The following is a 20,357-nucleotide window of genomic DNA, read 5'->3' as shown; positions in this document are numbered from 1 at the left end:
TTTTTAAGGTGTTAAACTCTCTCTTGAACCTTCCACTTGAGTTTTTATCTAGCGATGATAATACATTACATTAGAAAGAGGAGGGAATACCTTGGATAAGAATTTATTTATGAAAAGAACAGTGGTAACACTGATGAAATTTGTATTTACTGCAGTGCAAGGTATAGTTTTTGCATTTTTTTGGTATGGCTATTACAACAATATAATGGCTACTCCATACTTTAAGAGAGGTAATTTTGCCTTAATCGGTTTATATATAGTTATTTTTGTAGTCTTCGGTAAGCTCTTCGGCGGCTACAAGGTTGGGGTGGCAAAGGTGCAGGATATTATTTATTCTATGTCCCTAGCGGTTATAGCTACTAACCTCATTGCCTTCCTTCAGCTGTCACTGATTCAGAGAGAATTTGTACCATTTACTCCCTTAATCTTAATGACTGTCTTGGGTGTACTGCTATCCATGGCCTGGGCTGGCGTGGCTAACAGTCTATACAGCTACATCTACCCCCCAAAGAAGCTCTTAGTAGTTTATGGTGATAGAAATCCTAGCGATTTTATCCGAAAGCTAAAGTCTAGAAGGGACAAGTATAACATCAGTGAGATGATATCTATAAATGCAGGGGAGAGAAGAATCCTTGCAAAGGCAAAGGACTATGAGGCAGTGGTTCTATGGGATCTTCCTGATGAATTTAGAAACAAGCTTGTAAAATATTGCTTCGAGCAAAAAATAGGCTGCTACCTTACACCAAAGGTTTCAGATATAATATTATTCGGTTCAGAAAATCTCCATCTTTTTGATACTCCTTTAGTTTACTGCGATAATAAGGGGATAAAGCCAGAACAGGCCATGATGAAAAGAATCATGGATATAGTTCTTTCTGCTATAGGAATAATTGCCGTTTCTCCCTTTATGCTTTTAGCTGCAGCTGCTATTAAGCTCTATGATAAAGGACCGGTAATCTATAAGCAGAAGAGGCTTACAGAAGGTGAAAAAGAATTTTACATCTATAAGTTCAGAAGCATGAGGGTGGATTCCGAAAAGGATGGAGCTATCCTTGCAAAAAAGAATGACTCCAGGATAACCCCTGTGGGAAATATTTTAAGAACCCTTCATATAGATGAGCTGCCACAGCTTTTCAATATATTAAAGGGAGATATGTCTCTCGTGGGACCTAGACCTGAAAGAAGAGAAATAATGGACAAGTATTCACAGGAGCTACCAGAATTCCCTTATAGACTTAGAATGAAAGCAGGGCTTACAGGCTATGCACAGGTTTATGGAAAGTATAATACTACTCCATATGATAAGCTAAAGCTTGATTTATACTATATAGAGCATTATTCCTTGAAGCTGGACATAAAGATAATCCTTTTAACCTTAAAGATTTTCTTCCAGAAGGAAACCTCTGAAGGAGTGGAGTCCTGGCAGAGAGATGCTGCAGAAAAGAGAGATGGAAAAATCACTCCATTAAATAATATTAAAGGTGAGCAGGTTACTGTATAAAAGGTTAATAATTATTGCTAAAAATGTAACAAAATACTTTTATAGATGTAACATATAAAATCAAATTTGAATAAAATACCGTAAAATTACTATAAATGGTAATAAAATACTGTAACTAATTTGTAATAAACTTGTAACCCAAATGAAAATACCTCGATATATTAAGATGGTATATTTATATCATCAAGTAATTAATAAATTATTGATTTTGCAATAATTAATTAAATAGCCCCTACATTAAATTCACATATACACTAAGCACTATTATGCTTCTTACCCCAGAAGCATAATTACAAAGGCTAGTGAACATAATTAAACAACCCTTGTTTAATTAATACCGATTACTATACATAATCGGTCACCCTACAATCCCTAAAAAATCCTCCGAGAAATCGGAGGATTTTTTAGCATATAACGATTTATGGGAAATATAAAAAGCTGCAATTTTGATTATTGTTGAAGGTAAGGATATAGGGATGATAAAAAATAATGCAAGAGTAAATAATATTGATATTTGTTTTAAAAAAAGTAGATTTTACGAAAAAATATTAAAAAAATCGTTATTTTGATTAAAAAAATTAATACATTGCAAAAAAAGTGTAGAAATATGAGAAGAATTTTAATAATATTATATTGAATGTATTGTAATTATTATTAAAAATAATCATTAAGGAAAAATTAATCAGTCTAGGTGTATATCGACACGCATACTGTTGGAAGTCAAAATATTAAACTGCTAAGGTATGTAAATAGTAAAGTAAAAGATTAAAGGGAGAATAGCAAATGAAGCATAATTTTTTTTATAAGTTAAGATTTGTTAAAATCAAAGATATTATTCATTTGCTGTATTTTATTATTGCTTTTCCTCTAGCTAAAATCTACAGGCTTTATAGAAAGGAATTGTGGCTTATTTGTGAGTATGAAAATGAAGCCAGAGACAATGGTTATTATTTATTTAGACACTTAAGAAGAAATCACAAGGAGATAGACGCTGTTTATGCTATAAATAAAAGCTGTAGAGATTATAGGAAGGTGGACACCATAGGGAAAACTGTACAATATGGAGGGCTGCTTCACTGGATATTTTATCTTGCTGCGGAGGTTAATATTAGCTCTCAAAAGGGGGGCAAGCCTAATGCAGCTGTTTGCTATCTTTTAGAGGTTTATGGAATTATAAAGAATACTAGAGTTTTTCTTCAGCATGGTGTTATAATGAATGATCTTCCCTATCTTCATTATAAGAATTCAAAAGTAAGGTTGTTTATGTGCAGCTCGGAGAAGGAAAGAGCCTTTGTTATTGACGCCTTTGGCTATCCTGAAGAATATGTGGTTAATACAGGCCTTTGTAGATTTGATGCATTGATAGATGAAAGGACAACCTCTCAGACTATATTTGTTTGTCCAACCTGGCGAAGCTGGATAGCCCATCCTGTGAAGGAGTCTAATGAGATAGAAGATATATCAGATTTTAAAAAAACTAGGTACTATAAATACTGGAGCCAATTGCTTATGAGTTCTGAGCTTAATGAGCTGTTAGCTGAGAAGGAGCTTCAGCTAATATTCTGTCCTCACAGAAATATGGCTCCCTTTATAAAGGATTTTCAGTCACAAAGTCCAAGGGTTAAAATAGTCTCCTGGGAGGAGGAAGACATTCATAAAAGGATAACCTCCTCAGATATGATAATCACTGATTATTCAAGCATATCCATGGATTTTGCTTATCAGGACAAGCCTCTCATATATTATCAATTTGATAAGGAATTATTCCATAAGGCCCATCAACCATCAGGATACTTTGATTATCATGAGGACGGCTTTGGACCTGTCTGTGATAATATCAATGAGGTGCTTAAGAGCTTCAAGGAAGCTGTAGAGAATGGATTAAGACCGGTAGAAAAATATAAAGCAAAAATCGATGAATTCTTTATACTTAGAGATAGCAATAATTGTGAGAGAAACTATGCAGCTATAAAGAAAGCAATATCAGAGGTTCGGAGGTTAGGCTATGAAAGAAAAAATAGATTTCGTTCTTATATGGGTAGACGGCAACGACCCAGAATGGAGACAAGAGAGAGATAGGTATGCCCCTTTAGAGAAAGGGGACAAACGAGATGTTCGTTTTAGAGATTGGGATAACTTAAAATACTGGTTTCGCGGTGTTGAAGCCTTTGCTCCTTGGGTGAATAATATTTTTTTTGTAACCTGGGGGCATATCCCCTCCTGGTTAAATACAGATAACCCTAAGCTTAAGGTGGTGAGACATGAGGATTTTATCCCTGAGGAATATCTTCCTACCTTTAATTCACATACAATTGAGCTTAATATCCATAGGATTAAGGGCTTGTCAGAACACTTTGTGTATTTTAATGATGATACCTTTGTTACCTCGTTAGTAAAGCCTGAGGACTTTTTTAAGAAGGGCTTACCCTGTGACACCTTTGCACAAGATGCTATTTTTTTTGGAAAGGATAGTGTTGGTCACATAAATGGGTCAATAGCTACGGTGGTCAATAGTAATTTTTCTAAAAAGGAAGCCTTAAAGAAAAATATTTTAAAATGGTATAACCCTAAAAATGGCTTTAGAAATATTGTTAAGACTACTCTTCTCATGCCTTGGCCCTGGTTTCCGGGCTTCTACTATCAGCATACAGCTAATAGCTTCCTAAAAGCTACCTTTAACGAGGTGTGGGAAAAGGAGTTTTCCGTATTAGATGATACCTGCAGGGATAAATTTAGGCAGCAGACTAATGTAAATCAGTGGCTTATGAAGTTTTGGCAGCTGGCTTCAGGGAGGTTTATTCCCAGATCCCCAAAGCTTGGTCATTGCTATCACCTAAAGGAAAGCAATTTCCAGGAGGCCTGCAATGCTGTTAGTAATGGAAGGCATGGAATAGTGTGCATTAATGATAATGCTAGAACAGACAATTTTAAAGATAAGACAGAGAGACTTAAGGAAGCTTTTCAGGTGCTGCTTCCAGCAAAGTCAACTTTTGAAAGGTAGATTGAAATGAAGGCAAGATATAGTGAAAAAAGAAAAGTTGTTATAAAAAAATATCTAACTCTCATGGATGGAGAAGAAGAATTCACCATAGACGTTACAGAAATAAGAAATTGCAAGCCTAATAAAAGAATGATTATTAAGAAGAACTATTCTCTAGATACTAACAGTATTATAAAGGTTTTAGATTTAGGAGGAGTTGAGGCCTATTTGTTTATAGATGAGTATGGCAATCTTTCCTTAAGTAGGAATAATCCTCGAGAGGGCTTCTACAACAAGAAGGTGTCTGTGAGGAATCACATATTTAGTATAAAGCATAAGGGAAATTCCTTTGTTATTTACGGTGTAATGCTATTTAGGCATTGGAAGTATAGGCTCAGTGAAGAGGAGCTGTATTTTCAAGCTGGAGATGTAAAGATTCCACTGCAGTGGAGGGGAATAAGATTTAGAGGCAAGCTTAAGGGAGCCCAAAGCTTTCTTTCCTTATATAAAGCAGTAATTCCTGCAGAGGCATTAATGAATTTAGAGATTCACACTCCTCTCCTGGTAGGCTATGAGGATCAGGAGGGCTACGAGCTTAAGAAGCCCATTAGGTATAAAATCTATCATGGGGGAAAGGGTAGATATCTTTCCTCTAAGGTCATTACCCTTAAGGAAAAAAATACTTCACTATACCTAAGGCAGAGTGTTGGAAATACAGTATATATAACTAATCGTCCTATTAATGTTACAGATTATCAGGAAGAAAGAAAAAAGCTAGCTTTATCCTATTACCTTGCAAAACTTCTGCCCAAAAAAGGCGTAATAATGTACGAAAAGGAAGCTTCTAAATTTGAAGAAAGTGCTTCTATAGTATTTCAAGAGCTTGTAAGGAGAGGCTGTAGGGATGTCTTTTTTGTAATAGATAAAAACAGCAGTACCAGAGATAGAATACCTAAGGACTGTGAGCCTTATGTTATAGATAAATATTCCTTGAAGCATTATATGCTATTTTTTAGAGCAAAAGCCTTTGTAGGTACAGAAACACCAGCCCATTCCTTAGAGCTTAGAAGCAGCTCTAGATATGTTGTTAAGAGGCTGAAGGATAAAAGCTTATCCTTTGTATTCCTTCAGCATGGAGTTATGTATATGGTTTCCTTAGCCTCAGCAGCAAGAAAGGATGCAAGAAAGGGTGGCTTATATCCTCCAAATACTAGGATAGTTGTCTCCTCTAAAAAGGAAGCAGAGCATTTTATTGAAGAAGGTAACTATCTTCCAGAGGACCTTTATATTACGGGACTACCTAAGTTTGATGAGGCCGTGAGGCATAAGGGAGCTAGGAGGATAGTTTTAATGCCTACCTGGAGGCCTTGGGATTATAATCTTGCCAGAGTAGCCCCAGAAGAGAGTGGCTATTATAGGTTTGTAAGCTCCATTGCTGAAAGAATTCCAGAGGAGTATAAGGAGGATTTTATTATACTGCCTCATCCACTGATAAAGGATGCCTTTGTCAATACTACTCTGGAGAGATACGTAACCACGGGAGCTTCTTATGACGATATTCTAAAGGAGACGGATATCCTTATTACCGACTATTCCTCCATTGCTTACGATGCCTTTAATAGAGGAGCGAAGGTAATCTTCTGCTGGGAGGAAATGGAATGCTGCATGAGACAATATAGAGGCTATCTAAAGCTTAATGAGGAAAATGTTTTCGGAGATGTGAGCAGAAGCTATGAGGATATCCCAGAGCTTATTAGAGGTAATTATTTATTACCTCAAAAGCCGGAATATCTGGAAAGATTCAAGGCTCTAGTAGAATATAATGATGGAAATAATACTGCAAGAGTCATTGATGCTCTCTCTAAGGATAAAATAGTAAGGATACCAAAAAAACATTAGTTAAAATATAAGGAGATATTATGGTAGGATCAATTAAAAATTTTATGAAATATAGATTTCTCCTTGGGGAGCTTATAAAGAAGGGGATAAAGCTTAAATACAGGAGGTCATATTTAGGGATAATATGGACACTCATTGAACCCCTGTTGACCATGATGGTTTTGACCTTTGTCTTCAGTACTCTTTTTGGAAATACTGATAAATCATATCCAGTTTATATCTTGAGTGGAAGGCTTTTATACAGCTTTTTCTCTACAGGAACTAAAGCAGCTCTTAAATCCATTAGAGCCAATTCTGGGATGATTAAAAAGGTATATGTACCCAAGTACCTATACCCTTTATCAAGTATTCTTTTTAATTATGTGATATTTCTTCTTTCTCTGGTGGTTTTAGCAGTGGTAGGACTGGCTTTAGGGGTTTGGCCGACATTGTATTTACTTCAAGCTATTATACCACTTACCAATATACTTCTCCTATCCTTTGGAGTAGGCATGATACTAGCTACCATGGGAGTGTTTTTTAGGGACTTAGAGTATCTTTGGGGAGTTGCCCTGATGCTTGTTATGTATGCCAGTGCTATATTCTATTATCCTGATAGATTGATGGCTGGGGGGAAGGGCTGGATACTAAAATTTAATCCCCTCTACTGCATTATAGATAATTTTAGAAGTGCCGTCTTTGGAGAGGCCATGGATATGACTATGCTTATTTATTCCTTGGTATTTAGTCTTGTAGCTATTGCTATAGGCCTTTATTTCTTCTATAAAAAGCAGGATGATTTTATTCTTCATATATAAGGAGTATTTGATATGGAAAAGGAAGTATTGAAGGTAGATAAAGTAAGCATGAAATTTAATCTCAGCAAGGAGAAGGTTGATAGCCTTAAGGAATATGTGATTAAATTCATAAAAAAAGAAATAATGTATAATGAATTCTGGGCTCTAAAGGATGTAAGCTTTTCTTTAAACCATGGGGAACGCCTTGGTATTTTAGGGCTTAATGGAGCAGGTAAAAGCACCCTTTTAAAAACCATAGCAGGAGTATATAAGCCTACTAAGGGCTCTGTTACAAGAAAAGGCAGGATAGCTCCTCTTTTAGAGCTAGGAGCGGGCTTTGATATGCAGTATACAGGAGCAGAAAATATATATCTTTATGGAGCAGTTCTTGGCTACTCTAAGGAGTTTATCAAGGAAAAATTTGATGAGATTGTTCAGTTCTCAGAGCTTGAGGAATTCATTGATGTTCCTTTAAAGAACTACTCCTCTGGTATGAAGGCAAGGCTTGGCTTTTCCATTGCTACTATAGTAAACCCAGATATCCTGATTCTTGATGAGGTTTTATCTGTAGGAGATAGGAAGTTTAGAAGGAAAAGCGAGAAGAAGATAATGGATATGTTTGCAAAAGGAGTGACAGTGCTATTTGTATCCCATTCTGTTGATCAGGTTGAAAGACTCTGTGATAAAGGCTTGATACTGGAAAAGGGAAAGGTTGTTGCTTTTGGAGACATTAAAGAGGTAGCTGAGAAGTATAGAGAGCTATCTTCATAGATAACCCCTGTCAGGTATACTATAGTATAAATGGTATTAAAAAGTACATATGAAATAACAAAGCACTTTGTAGAGATTAATCTAATACAAAGTGCTTTTATGTGTGCTGGTATAGTAGGATAAATAAAAAGTTTATTTACTTCCTGTATAACCTATTGGTTAAAGTTTAAAAAAACATAGAATTCACTAATCGCCTAAATCTGGATTGTTTCTATCTCCAGCTACTGGTGATATGTCCTCAAATATATAATCATACATCTGTTCTCTGGTAACTTCCTGGTTAAATACCAGATACCAAAGATTCATCCCTTCAGTTTTGCTATAGATTTCCTTATCCTGAAAGTAGCCATCCACAGGAAATCTCATCTGCTCGATATTGGACATTCCGGATTTTAAAACGTCAGTTCCAAGACCCAGCATTTCGCTGTTAGTCAAGCTAGTGGTTACATAAGGGATCAGCTTGTTAACCATTTTTGGATAGGTAGTGATTCCTGCATCCTTTATTTCTGTAAATATAGCTGATAATACTCTTCTCTGCCTTTCGGTTCTCTCATAATCCCCATCACCCACATACCTTATTCTTGTATAGGCAACGGCTTGAATACCTGTCAAGGTCTGCATTCCAGATTTTTGAAGATACTTAGGCTTAATGTTTTTAAGATCTGCCAAATCATGAATATAGTCATTTACCAGTTTGAGTTCATTGTCTTTTATGTCTATATTGATGCCACCAACTGCATCTATTATTGCCTCAAGGCCGTTATAGTCTACTAAAACAAAATCCTTTATGTTAAGGCCAAAGTTTTGATTTATTGTCTTTATAGCCAGCTGTGGTCCACCAAAGGCAAAGGCATGATTTAGCTTGTCCTTACCGTGTTTATCAATACTAACATAGGAATCTCTCATCAAAGAGCTGAGCTTAATTTTGTTGTGCTCTGTATCCACGGTCAATATCATCATGGCATCAGAACGACCTCTATCATTTTCTTCTCTAGAATCTACCCCTAGAAGGAGGATGTTAGTTATATATTCCTTGCTGACATAGTTATCATCTATCCCTAGGTCCTCATTAGTGTCCGATAATTCATGGCGATCTACATTTTCTAAAAGACCTTTCATATACATTGCTCCAAAGCCTACAGCAAAAATCAATAAAAATAACATGGAAATAAGAAGGACTTTTAAGGTTCTTTTTCTTCGAATCTGTTTTCTTCTTTTAATTCTCTGAGACTTGGTTAATCTGTTCTGTGAGTTATTTAAATTATTTTCCTTATTCATGAGAAAGTACCTCTCTTTATTTCGTATACCTTTAGAAAGGTTTACTTATTAATGTAATATCTACTATATTATACTACGATGTAAAATTTTAAAAATCCGTATTAATCATTATATTATTTAATCTTTGCCAATGTAAAGGGTATTTTCTTATTTTATCTCTGTTATGGTATAATTTATAAATTAACAATGGAAAAATATTATATTATATGATATATATTGTATTAGTATTGATTCAGGCGAGGAGATTATCATGATTAAAGAAAACCAAAAAATATTAAATGGGGTTTTATTGATTCTAGATATTATTTGTTTTATGCTGGCCTTTTTAGCAGCGTGGTTCCTTAGACTTAAGAGTGGAATAATAAATTATCAGCCTGGATACCTTAGCTTTAACGAATATTTTATACCTATAATAGTTATCATTCCTCTGTATCTGATAATTTATTACAACTTAGGCCTGTATAATCCTTACAGGATAAAAAGCATGTACACTGAGATGTATAAGATTTTCAAAGGAAACGTATATGGAATAATTATATTTACGGTGCTGCTTTTTATATTCAAGGAAATTCACTATTCAAGAATACTTTTATTTCTTTTTGCTATTTTGTGTACAGCTTTTTCCATAGCTGAAAGAATCCTTGTGAGGAAACTACTTAGAGATATTAGAAGAAAGGGCTTCAATAAAAAGCATATTCTATTTGTTGGGGGCAGCTATCTCACAGAAGAGTTTCTGGAAAGAATAAAAAATAACAGCCATTGGGGCTATCAGGTAATGGGAATATTAGATGATGAGACGCCACCAGGTAAAAGTACAAGCTATGGAATAAGATCCCTGGGAAAGGTGAGCTCCTTAGAGAGCTTCTTGCAAGAAAATAAGCCCGATGAAATTTTTATAACCTTTGATTTGAAGGAATATTATATGCTCAGACATGTGATAAATATCTGTGAGAAATACGGTATCAGAACTCAGATCATACCAGGCTATTACAAATATATACCTGCAAGGCCTTATGTGGAGGAATTAGATGGTCTTCCCGTTATAAATATAAGATATATTCCTCTAGATAATATTCTGAATAGTATTATAAAAAGAGCTTTAGATATTATATTTTCTCTCACGGCTATAATCTTGACTTCACCTATAATGGCCATAACAGCACTACTTATTAAGCTCACCTCACCAGGTCCTGTAATATTTAAACAGATTAGGGTCGGGTTAAACAATAAAAGCTTCACCATGTACAAATTCCGATCCATGAAGCTTCAAAGGGATGATGAGGAAGAAAAAGAATGGACTACAAAAAATGATCCAAGGAAAACAAAGTTCGGGAGCTTTATAAGAAAAACCAGCATAGATGAGCTTCCTCAATTCTTTAATGTGCTAAAAGGGGATATGAGCATCGTGGGACCAAGACCAGAAAGACCATATTTTGTAGAGAAGTTTAAGGAAGAAATACCTAAATATATGGTTAAGCATCAGGTGAGACCTGGGATTACAGGTTGGGCTCAGGTTAATGGTTTAAGAGGAGATACTTCTATAGAAAAGAGAATTGATCATGATATTTATTATATAGAGCATTGGTCGCTGCTTTTAGATATAAGGATAATGTTCCTTACAATTATTAACGGTTTTATTAACAAAAATGCCTATTGATGGACTTTTATAGTCACGTAGGTTATAATTACTAGTGGATTTAGCCTGGATTTAGGTTAAATGGTAAATATAAGATGAAATATTATGGAGGAATTGATTATGAAGGGAATAATATTAGCAGGGGGCTCAGGTACCAGACTTTATCCTGCTACAAAGGCTATGTCTAAGCAAATGGTACCAATTTATGATAAGCCGATGATTTATTATCCTATGTCAGTGCTTATGCTTGCAGGCATAAGAGAAATTTTGATTATATCTACACCTAGAGATCTGCCACAATTTAAGGAGCTCTTTGGAACAGGAGAAGATTTCGGTCTTGAAATTCAGTATGCAGAGCAGCTAGCACCTAATGGATTAGCAGAAGCCTTTATAATAGGAGAAGACTTTATAGGAGATGACTCCTGTGCAATGATTTTGGGAGACAATATTTTTTATGGACAGAGCTTTACCTCAATATTAAGAAAAGCAGCTTCTTTAGAAGAAGGGGCCATGGTCTTTGGCTATTATGTTCAGAATCCTAAGTCCTTTGGAGTTGTAGAATTCGATGATAAGGGTAATGTACTTTCCTTAGAGGAAAAGCCCGAGAAGCCTAAATCCCACTATGCCGTTCCAGGTCTTTATTTCTATGATAATACTGTAGCTAAGAGGGCAAAAGCCTTGAAGCCTTCACCTAGAGGAGAGCTGGAAATTACAGATCTTAACAGGGAGTATTTAAAGGAAAGTAAGCTTAAGGTTAACCTTTTAGGAAGAGGTATGGCATGGCTTGATACAGGAACTCACAGCTCTATGCTTCAAGCTTCCAACTTTGTAGAAGCTGTTCAGCAGGTGCAGGGAACCTATATAGCTTGCTTAGAAGAGATTGCTTACAGAAATGGCTGGATCAGCAAGGAGAAGCTTCTGAAGCTAGCAGAGCCATTAATGAAGACGGGCTATGGTCAGTATTTAGTTCAAATAAGTGAAGAATATGAACAAAAATTTGCGTAAAAGTGATGGACAAGCCTCTCTAAGCAATTGCTTATTAAGGCTCTTATATATAAGGAAATATTATGGAGGGTTAATATGAAAACTTATCTTGTTACCGGTGGAGCAGGCTTTATTGGCTCTAACTTTGTAATTTACATGCTTGAAAAGTATAAGGATATTAAAATTATCAATTTAGATAAGCTTACCTATGCAGGAAATTTAGAGAATCTTAAGTCAGTAGAGAATAATCTAAATTACAGCTTTGTTCAGGGAGATATCTGTGACAAGGAGCTGGTAGAGGGCTTATTTGAAGCTAATGATATTGATTATGTAGTTAACTTTGCAGCAGAATCCCACGTGGATAGAAGTATAAAAATGCCTGAAATATTCGCAGTTACAAATGTTTTAGGAACAGTTAATCTATTAAATGCAGCAAAGAAGGATTGGGAGACAGCAGAAGGCTGGAAGGAAGGAAAGAAATTCCTTCAGGTTTCCACCGATGAGGTTTATGGTTCCTTAGGAGATGAAGGCTATTTTACAGAAGCAACTCCTCTTGACCCACACAGCCCATATTCCTCCAGCAAAACAGGAGCTGACCTTATGGTAAAAGCTTATGCTGACACCTACAAGATGCCAGTTAATATAACTCGCTGCTCCAACAATTATGGACCATATCAGTTCCCAGAAAAGCTGATACCTCTACTAATCAACAATTGCTTAAATCATAAGGACCTTCCCGTATATGGCGACGGAATGAATATCCGTGACTGGCTATATGTTGAAGATCACTGCAAAGCAATAGACATGGTGATTAGAGATGGTAAATTAGGGGAAGTATATAATGTAGGTGGACATAACGAAAGAACTAACATTCAGATAGTTAAGACCGTTATCTATTACTTAGGTGAAAATGTAGACAGTAATATTACAGAAAACCTAATAAAATACGTAGAAGACAGAAAAGGCCATGACAGGCGTTATGGTATAGACCCAGAAAAGATAAAGAACGAGCTAGGCTGGTACCCAGAAACCACCTTCGAGGTAGGAATCAAAAAGACCATCCAATGGTACCTAGACAACCAAGACTGGATGAAGCACGTAACCTCTGGCGAGTACCAGAGTTATTATGACCTTATGTACAAAGCTGAAAAGTAATTTTTGAAATAGAAAGTTAGGTGTAATAAATGAGTAATTTCACATTCATAAATACCCCCATTGAGGGTCTCTATATAATAGAGCAAAAGCTCTTTGGAGATCATAGGGGATACTTTATGGAAACCTACAACTATGAAAGCTTCAAGGAAGCTGGTCTTGATATGGTGTTTGTTCAGGACAACCAGTCAAAATCCAAAAAGGGAGTACTGAGAGGGATGCATTTTCAGACTAAGCATCCTCAGGGAAAGCTTGTTAGGGTTATACGGGGTGAGGTATATGATGTTGCCGTTGACCTAAGGAAGGGCTCAAAGACCTATGGACAGTGGTATGGTGTTCTTCTTTCAGAGGAAAACAAGAGGCAGTTTTATGTGCCTGAAGGCTTTGCTCACGGCTTTTTAGTTACCTCCGAGGAAGCAGAATTCGTTTATAAATGTACAGACTTCTATCATCCCGAATTCGAGGGGGGAATCCTCTGGAATGATCCTGACATCGGTATTTCCTGGCCTTTAGAAGGAATAGATGAGGTTCTTTTATCTGATAAGGATAGAAATGCAAAGACACTTAAGGAATCTGGGATAGAGTTTTAATAAAATACTATGACCATATTGAGAAGATAGTTTACCAATCTGACAATATGGTCATAGCTGTTATTTAATAAGTCACATGAAGAAGTAATAATAGCTGTGATGAATGGCTGTATAAAAAGGTGGTCAAATGATAGAAAGAATTAAGGAAATAATTAAATACAAGGAGCTGCTTCAAAACTTAACCTCAAAGGAGCTTAAGCTGAAGTATAAAAACTCTGTGTTAGGGTTTTTTTGGTCCTTTTTGAATCCAGTAATGATGATGCTGGTATATACCTTTGCTTTTAAATATGTGTTAAGAATAGATACGGAGAATTTTTCAGTGGTACTTCTAGCGGGGCTTTTACCCTGGACGTTTTTTCAGAATTCTGTAAATTCCGCTACTACCTCAATAATAAGCAATGCAAATTTAGTGAAGAAGGTTTATTTTCCAAGAGAAATAATACCACTGTCTCTGATATTTTCAAACTTCGTTAACTTCCTAATTACCTTTATCGTTTTATTCTTAGCAATATTTATTTTTCAGATTAAGATAGGGGCTGCAATACTTCTTTTGCCAGTGGTACTTGTGCTGCTTCTTGGAATAACTATAGGGCTGAGTCTCTTACTTTCTTCTTTAAATGTGATATATCGTGATGTATCTCATTTTGTTGAAATAATATTTATGGCTTGGTTTTATCTGACTCCAGTGGTTTATTCTTTAGATTTAATACCTGATAGGTTTAGAAATATAATACTATTAAATCCTATGGCTCTAGTGGTTGAGAGCATCAGAAGTGTTGTTCTTTATAATAGGATCCCAGAACCTAAGTATTTTTTAGGAATGCTAGCCTATGGGATAATACTGCTATTTATCGGGTCAAAGGTGTTCAGAAGCATTGAAAAAGGCTTTGCTGAAACAATATAACAAAAGTGGGGATAAGTATGGCCATAATAGAATTTAAAAAGGTAAGTAAAAGTTTTAAGATTTATCAAAATAGAAGCTATTCAATTAAAGAAAAGCTGATTAACAGGATTCTCAAAAGACATAAGCTGAGTATACAGGAATTTTCTGTCCTAAAGGATGCTAGCTTTAAAATAAATGCCGGTGAAACCATAGGTATAATAGGAGAAAATGGTACTGGTAAGAGTACCACGTTAAAGCTTATATCCAAAATTCTTTATCCAGAAACTGGAGATATTGAGGTAAAAGGAAAGGTATCTGCTCTTTTAGAGATAGGAGCAGGATTCCAGGCGGACTTAACAGGAAGAGAAAATGTATATTTGTATGGGTCTATTCTTGGGCTTAGCAAGGAAGAAATCAGCAGGCAGTATGATAAGATTGTTGAATTCTCAGAGCTTAGTAACTTTATGGATATGCCAGTAAAAAATTATTCCTCAGGGATGTATATGAGGCTTGCTTTTGCTGTTGCTATTAATGTTGACCCAGATATTTTAGTCATAGATGAAGTTTTAGCTGTTGGAGATGAAAACTTTCAGAAAAAATGTATTGATAAGATTCTTTCCTTTAAGAGAAGTGGAAAGACAATAGTTTTTGTTTCTCATGATATGAATACTGTTCGAAAGATATGCGACAGGGTACTGTTCATTAAACGTGGCGGTATTATGCTGGAAGGTACCCCTGAGCAGATGATAGGTCTCTATATGAAGCTTGTCTATTCTAATGATGAGGATAAGGCTCAATTAGAGGAAAAGATCAACAACATGGAAGGCGACCTGGAGGAGCTTAAGGAAATCAATTATAGCTTAGACATCCATGAAGCTCAAGAGTTCGTCAAGGAAAATCGATATGGAAATAAAAAGCTGGAGATAACCAAGGTATATTTTACCGATAATAACGGTCATATAAGGAATAATTTCTATCCTGGTGAAAGCATCAATGTAAATGTGGAGTACAAGAAAAACAACCCCGTTACCGATGCTGTATTTGGCTTTGCTATATATAGTGAAGAGGGCTGGCATCTAGTTGGCCATAACTGCAGACATGATGGCTTAGTTATAACAGATATTAAGGAAAATAATTATCTTAAGATGAAGCTAAAGGCCCCAAAGCTTTTAAGGGGAAAATATTATTTCACCGCTGCCCTTCATAATTCTGATGAGACTGACCAGTATGATTTTAGAGAAAGACATTTTTATTTTCAGATCATACAGGATGAAGGAACAGATGATGGGAAGTTTAGAGTGGAGTGTGAGTGGAATCTATAATTAAGGTAGGGGGTATTATTTTGGAATTAGGAAATGCGAGCTATAACAAGCTGTACACTACAGAGGAAAAGCATTATGAGAATTCTGCAGATGAAATAGACCTAGATAACAGAAATAATTCCTTGAGTCTAGTAGTAGATGAGGTAGAGCCTAATTCCAGGGTGCTGGACGTGGGTTGTTCCTTTGGCTACATAGGAGAATGGCTTCATACTAACAGACAATGTACCTTATATGGAATAGATATTGATGAATTTGCCCTTTCAAGGGTAAGAGAAAAAGGCTTCTATGAGGATGCCTATCTCATAAACTTTGATAGCTTAAAGGATAATCCAGAGGAGCTAGATAGGTTTCAGTCTCTTACTGGAGAGTTTGACTATATTATATGTGCTGATGTATTAGAACACTTAAAGAACCCTACAGAGGCTTTAAAGCTTTTGGCAGAAAAGCTTAAGGTTAATGGTGAGATATTAGTATCTATACCAAATATCAGTAACATGGACATTGTATTAAGCCTTTTGGAGGAGAAGTTTAACTATTCCCATAAGGGACTTTTAGATAATACTCATGAGAAATTTTACACAAGAAAATCCTTTGCTGAATGGATTTATACTATAAATAATTCCTTGAAGGAGTATCATCTTGATCTGAAGGAAGTGGGTATTACTACCTATAGAACTGAGCTTGCAGGGAGCTTAAAGAATAGCTACCCTCTAGTATACTCAATGCTTTATGATGCAAACCCACGTCTTGAGGTATTTCAGAATGTATTTTCCTTGAAGAAATTATCCAAGGAAGATTCCGTTGAAGGATTGAATGCTATTATAAAAAGCTATAAGACTTCAACCAGCACTGTTTATAATGGAAACCTCTCTGGAAGTGTTTCTGAAAAAATTACCTTAGGAAATGATTATTCCTTTAAACTAAAGGTTAAAAATAAAAAGGTAAAAAGCTTAGGCTTTCTTTTTGGAACCCATGAAAAAGCAGTAAAGGGGATATTAACCCTTACTATTAAGGCTCTGGGAGCGAAGGAAGTCCTTGTGAGAAAAAAAATAGATACTCTTCATATAAGTGATAATAAATTTTATGATATTGATTTTACTTCTCTTTATTTAAGAGAGGATACAATAAAGGTAATGATATCTTCTGATTTAAGAGAAGAAGAGGGGATTTCTCTCTACTTAAACGAAGAGGGCATTCCTTATACAAGGATAATCTATTATGAGGACCGCCTTTTATTAGAAAAGGCTGAAGATGAGCATAATGTCCTTAAGGTAATAGAAGAAAAGCTTAGAGAGCTAAACAATAGTAGCAAATATTATAGATATAAATATAATCAGCTAAAAGCTATTGAAAGTAACGAAAGAAGAGAGATGGAATATCTCCAGGATAAAGTATTAAATGAAAAGTATAATAAGCTGAAGCAGGAAAATTCTGAACTAAGGAAGCTTCTTAATAGACTTATACAAAATATTATTAAGGAATAAAGGTTGGTGTTAAGGAAGATGATGGAGCCTAACATAAGTTTTATTATTGTAAATTATAATGGCAGGATACACCTTAAGGAATGCTTCAATACTATAAATGCCCTGAATTATCCTAAGGATAAGCTAGAAATAATCATGGTGGATAATGGTTCTACAGACGGTTCCATAGAGTTTGTAAGAAAGAACTTCCCAAGAGTTAAGATTTTAAAAAACGAAAAAAACCTGGGCTTTGCAAAGCCTAATAATCAAGGAGCTCGGATAGCTACCGGTGAGTACCTGGCATTAATCAATAATGACATGAGAATAAGCTCTGATTGGCTCCGTGATATGCTAGGGACTCTTGAAGCAGCTGGGGATGATAGCTATGCCTGTGTGGGAAGCAAAATCCTTAACTGGGATGGTACTAAGCTTGACTTTGCTGGTGGTGCTGTAAACTTCATGGGTTTTGGCTATCAAGATGATTATGATCTGCCTATATATAAGGCCAATGAAAAATATAAAACTGACAGAGATATTTTATTTGCCTGTGGTGGAGCCCTTCTCATTAAAAAGGATGTATTTCTAGAAGTGGGTGGCTTTGACGAGGATTATTTTGCCTATTACGAGGATACAGATCTTGGCTGGCGCTTATGGATCATGGGCTATAAGGTAAGATTTTGTGCTAAGGCAGTATGCTATCACAAGCATAACAGCACCTCAAAAAGCTTTAATCAAAATAAGATGAAGGCTCTTTTTGAAAGAAATGCCCTTTATTCTATATATAAAAATTACTCTGACAAAAACTTCAATGTTATATTGAGCTCTATACTACTTGCTACCCAGAGGCTGCAGATGGATTTAAATGTAAATGCTTCCTCCTATGATATAAAAGCCTTAGATAGTAACGAGCAATTTATTAATAACAACGATGAAAACTTCACTACTCTTGTAGCCATTAATGAGCTTCTAAAGAATATACCTACTATGGCAAAGAAGAGAGAATTTATACAAGAGAGGAGAAAGGTTCAGGATGAGGATCTAGCATATCTGTTTACAAGACCTCTCCTTCCCTTCCCATTAAAGTATTTTCATGATCATGACTATCTAGGTAATATACAGAAGGTTGTGGATACCTTTAATATAGATAGAGTTTTTGATACTAAGTTTAGAAGAGAAATTCTTCTCATAGCTGGTGATAAGGTTGGTAAGAAAATGGCCGGTCCTGGTATAAGATACTGGGAGTTTGCAAAGGAGCTATCAAACCATAATAATGTGCTCCTGGCAATACCAAATCCTGTGCCTTATGGGATGGAAAAAGAGCATTTATCTATGGTGGAGTATAATCCTCAAAGCCCACAGACTCTAGCTTCTCTGGCCATGAACAGCGATATAATAATACTTCATGGAACAATTCTAGAACAGGTGCCAGAGCTGAAGGAAATTGCTAAGAGCAAGATACTCATAGTGGATATCTATGATCCTTTTTCTATAGAAAATCTTGAGATATATAAGAACAAGGATATGAGGATAAGGCTTGCAGATAATGAGATAACTACAAAGGTTCAGATAGAGCAGCTGGAGCTGGGAGACTATTTCATCTGTGCCAGCGATTCTCAGATGAATTTCTGGATTGGTATGCTTACTGCTCTGAAAAAGGTTACTCCACAGGAATATGATTTATCCTCTGATTTAAGCAAGCTTATTGGGATGGTTCCCTTTGGTATCAGTAGCCAGGATCCTATAAGTACTAGAAAGGCTATGAAGGAAAAGGTTCCAAATTTAAAGCCTGAGGATAAGGTGTTTATATGGGGAGGAGGAGTATGGAATTGGTTTGACCCTATAACCTTAATTAAAGCAATATATGAAATATCAAAGGTGAGAGATGATATTAAGCTCTTCTTTTTAGGAATAAAGCATCCTAATCCTGCAGTTCCTGAGATGGAGATGACAAATAAGGCAATAGCTCTCGCAGAGGAGCTTGGAATAATTAACACCCATGTGTTCTTTAACATGGATTGGGTAGATTATGAGGATAGACAAAATTTCCTTATGGAATCCTACGGTGGAGTCAGCTGTCACTTCAATAATCTGGAAACCAGGTTTTCCTTTAGAACAAGGATACTGGATTACCTCTGGGCAAGGCTTCCAATAATAGCTACAGAAGGAGATTTCTTTGCTTCGGAGGTAGAGAAGCATGGCCTTGGGATTACCGTAGCTTATGAGGATGTAGAGGAAATGAAGATTGCTCTTATAAGATTATCCGATGATAAGGCCTTTTATGAGGAATGTGTTAATAATATAAATGTTTATAGAGAGGACTATAAATGGGATAGAGTTACAAAGCCTCTTGTAGACTTTTGTGACAATCCTATAAAGAAGCCTTTATTAGCTAGTTTAGATAGATTTTATGAAATAGAGCAGACTGCCAGGGATTCTATAACAGGAGAATTTGTAGATGGAGAGAGAATAGGTCAGAGTTTTAAATGCAGATATCCTAATTTAAGTGCTGTAGAGGTATTTGTTGCTACCTATCAAAGAAAGAATAATCATGGCTTAACCTTCAAGCTTTATGATGGAGAAACAGATGTATTAATTATTGAAAAGTCTGTAAGAGCTGAGGATTTACAGGATAACACATGGCTTAGAGTTGATATAGAGCCTATACTTAATTCCGAAGGACGACGATTCTATTTTTATATAGAAAGCCAGGGAGCAACGGTAGGAAATAGTATAACTCTCTGGAAATCCGGCGGAGAAAATACCTATGGTGATATGTTTAGGAATGAAGAAAAGGAAATTGGAAACTTAACCTTCAGGACTGAGGTGATATTTTCTAAAAATCCTCTAGCCGATGGTATAGAACTGCCATCCTTAAATGGTGAAAATGATCCTTTAGCCGAGTTATCTATAGAGGAATTACAAAATCTCATTAATAATGCTAGGGTTATAAGAAAGTCTAGTGGAGGAGTAAATCCTTCAGAACTAGCGAGTATGAAACGAAATATAGCTGATTTACTTACCAATGTAAATAATATAAACAACTGGATTGTGAAACGAAATTTCAGATTAAGATTTTTAATGAAGCCATATAAGCTCCTACAAAGGCTTCTAAGGAGATAGTA

At 35.7% G+C, this 20,357-nt stretch carries 15 protein-coding genes; 14 read left to right on the top strand and 1 reads right to left on the bottom strand.

What is annotated here, in order from left to right; genetic code table 11:
• Positions 1-91: 91 nt before the first annotated feature.
• The 6 genes from ACPWSR_RS04420 (at position 92) to ACPWSR_RS04395 (ending at position 7,927) form a co-directional block, all read left to right on the top strand.
• Complete coding sequence (locus tag ACPWSR_RS04420) at positions 92-1,501, top strand: sugar transferase (RefSeq protein ID WP_426350497.1); 1,410 nt, start codon at positions 92-94, stop codon at positions 1,499-1,501.
• Positions 1,502-2,284: 783 nt separating this feature from the next.
• A complete protein-coding gene (locus ACPWSR_RS04415; RefSeq protein ID WP_426350496.1) occupies positions 2,285-3,580 on the top strand; it encodes a CDP-glycerol glycerophosphotransferase family protein in 1,296 nt (431 codons plus the stop codon).
• Positions 3,507-4,502 carry a stealth family protein gene (locus ACPWSR_RS04410; protein ID WP_426350495.1) on the top strand — a complete coding sequence of 332 codons (996 nt, stop codon included), beginning with the start codon at positions 3,507-3,509 and terminating at the stop codon, positions 4,500-4,502. Before ACPWSR_RS04415 ends, ACPWSR_RS04410 begins: the two co-directional genes overlap by 74 nt.
• A gap of 6 nt (positions 4,503-4,508) precedes the next feature.
• Positions 4,509-6,380 (top strand): CDP-glycerol glycerophosphotransferase family protein, encoded by a 1,872-nt coding sequence (locus ACPWSR_RS04405; protein ID WP_426350494.1) that lies wholly within the window; start codon positions 4,509-4,511, stop codon positions 6,378-6,380.
• A 20-nt stretch (positions 6,381-6,400) separates the two neighbouring features.
• Complete coding sequence (locus ACPWSR_RS04400) at positions 6,401-7,177, top strand: ABC transporter permease (protein ID WP_426350493.1); 777 nt, start codon at positions 6,401-6,403, stop codon at positions 7,175-7,177.
• Positions 7,178-7,189: 12 nt separating this feature from the next.
• Positions 7,190-7,927, top strand: coding sequence for an ABC transporter ATP-binding protein (locus tag ACPWSR_RS04395; RefSeq protein ID WP_426350492.1), 738 nt, complete (start codon positions 7,190-7,192; stop codon positions 7,925-7,927).
• 186 nt (positions 7,928-8,113) lie between these two features.
• On the opposite strand, the gene ACPWSR_RS04390 is transcribed toward ACPWSR_RS04395, so the two are convergent.
• Positions 8,114-9,205, bottom strand: a complete 1,092-nt coding sequence (locus ACPWSR_RS04390; protein ID WP_426350491.1) for an LCP family protein — start codon at positions 9,203-9,205, stop codon at positions 8,114-8,116.
• Between the two features lie 250 nt (positions 9,206-9,455).
• Here ACPWSR_RS04390 and ACPWSR_RS04385 point away from each other — a divergent pair, with 250 nt between their 5' ends.
• From ACPWSR_RS04385 to ACPWSR_RS04350, 8 genes are all read left to right on the top strand, one after another.
• Complete coding sequence (locus tag ACPWSR_RS04385; RefSeq protein ID WP_426350490.1) at positions 9,456-10,862, top strand: undecaprenyl-phosphate glucose phosphotransferase; 1,407 nt, start codon at positions 9,456-9,458, stop codon at positions 10,860-10,862.
• Positions 10,863-10,961: 99 nt separating this feature from the next.
• A complete protein-coding gene (gene rfbA / locus ACPWSR_RS04380) occupies positions 10,962-11,846 on the top strand; it encodes a glucose-1-phosphate thymidylyltransferase RfbA (RefSeq protein ID WP_426350489.1) in 885 nt (294 codons plus the stop codon).
• Positions 11,847-11,921: 75 nt separating this feature from the next.
• Positions 11,922-12,980: a dTDP-glucose 4,6-dehydratase gene (rfbB, locus tag ACPWSR_RS04375; RefSeq protein WP_426350488.1), complete on the top strand. Its 1,059-nt coding sequence runs from the start codon at positions 11,922-11,924 to the stop codon at positions 12,978-12,980.
• Between the two features lie 29 nt (positions 12,981-13,009).
• Positions 13,010-13,567 (top strand): dTDP-4-dehydrorhamnose 3,5-epimerase, encoded by a 558-nt coding sequence (gene rfbC / locus ACPWSR_RS04370; RefSeq protein ID WP_426350487.1) that lies wholly within the window; start codon positions 13,010-13,012, stop codon positions 13,565-13,567.
• A 127-nt stretch (positions 13,568-13,694) separates the two neighbouring features.
• Complete coding sequence (locus ACPWSR_RS04365) at positions 13,695-14,471, top strand: ABC transporter permease (protein ID WP_426350486.1); 777 nt, start codon at positions 13,695-13,697, stop codon at positions 14,469-14,471.
• 17 nt (positions 14,472-14,488) lie between these two features.
• The gene (locus ACPWSR_RS04360; RefSeq protein WP_426350485.1) at positions 14,489-15,772 is read left to right on the top strand and encodes an ABC transporter ATP-binding protein; all 1,284 of its coding nucleotides are present in this window, start codon (positions 14,489-14,491) and stop codon (positions 15,770-15,772) included.
• Positions 15,773-15,792: 20 nt separating this feature from the next.
• The gene (locus ACPWSR_RS04355; RefSeq protein ID WP_426350484.1) at positions 15,793-17,256 is read left to right on the top strand and encodes a class I SAM-dependent methyltransferase; all 1,464 of its coding nucleotides are present in this window, start codon (positions 15,793-15,795) and stop codon (positions 17,254-17,256) included.
• Positions 17,257-17,274: 18 nt separating this feature from the next.
• The gene (locus ACPWSR_RS04350) at positions 17,275-20,355 is read left to right on the top strand and encodes a glycosyltransferase (protein WP_426350483.1); all 3,081 of its coding nucleotides are present in this window, start codon (positions 17,275-17,277) and stop codon (positions 20,353-20,355) included.
• Positions 20,356-20,357 lie beyond the last annotated feature (2 nt).

The sequence above is a fragment of the Alloiococcus sp. CFN-8 genome, from assembly GCF_049943125.1.
In the GTDB taxonomy this organism is placed as follows: domain Bacteria; phylum Bacillota; class Clostridia; order Clostridiales; family Clostridiaceae; genus JAEXZL01.
This window is presented reverse-complemented; position numbering and strand designations above follow the sequence as displayed.

Bases quoted from the DNA above. Each gene is read 5' to 3' on its own strand.
- ACPWSR_RS04415 (WP_426350496.1), top strand. From the start codon at position 2,285: ATGAAGCATAATTTTTTTTATAAGTTAAGATTTGTTAAAATCAAAGAT.
- ACPWSR_RS04410 (WP_426350495.1), top strand. From the start codon at position 3,507: ATGAAAGAAAAAATAGATTTCGTTCTTATATGGGTAGACGGCAACGAC.
- ACPWSR_RS04405 (WP_426350494.1), top strand. From the start codon at position 4,509: ATGAAGGCAAGATATAGTGAAAAAAGAAAAGTTGTTATAAAAAAATAT.
- ACPWSR_RS04400 (WP_426350493.1), top strand. From the start codon at position 6,401: ATGGTAGGATCAATTAAAAATTTTATGAAATATAGATTTCTCCTTGGG.
- ACPWSR_RS04395 (WP_426350492.1), top strand. From the start codon at position 7,190: ATGGAAAAGGAAGTATTGAAGGTAGATAAAGTAAGCATGAAATTTAAT.
- ACPWSR_RS04390 (WP_426350491.1), bottom strand. From the start codon at position 9,205: ATGAATAAGGAAAATAATTTAAATAACTCACAGAACAGATTAACCAAG.
- ACPWSR_RS04385 (WP_426350490.1), top strand. From the start codon at position 9,456: ATGATTAAAGAAAACCAAAAAATATTAAATGGGGTTTTATTGATTCTA.
- rfbA (WP_426350489.1), top strand. From the start codon at position 10,962: ATGAAGGGAATAATATTAGCAGGGGGCTCAGGTACCAGACTTTATCCT.
- rfbB (WP_426350488.1), top strand. From the start codon at position 11,922: ATGAAAACTTATCTTGTTACCGGTGGAGCAGGCTTTATTGGCTCTAAC.
- rfbC (WP_426350487.1), top strand. From the start codon at position 13,010: ATGAGTAATTTCACATTCATAAATACCCCCATTGAGGGTCTCTATATA.
- ACPWSR_RS04365 (WP_426350486.1), top strand. From the start codon at position 13,695: ATGATAGAAAGAATTAAGGAAATAATTAAATACAAGGAGCTGCTTCAA.
- ACPWSR_RS04360 (WP_426350485.1), top strand. From the start codon at position 14,489: ATGGCCATAATAGAATTTAAAAAGGTAAGTAAAAGTTTTAAGATTTAT.
- ACPWSR_RS04350 (WP_426350483.1), top strand. From the start codon at position 17,275: ATGATGGAGCCTAACATAAGTTTTATTATTGTAAATTATAATGGCAGG.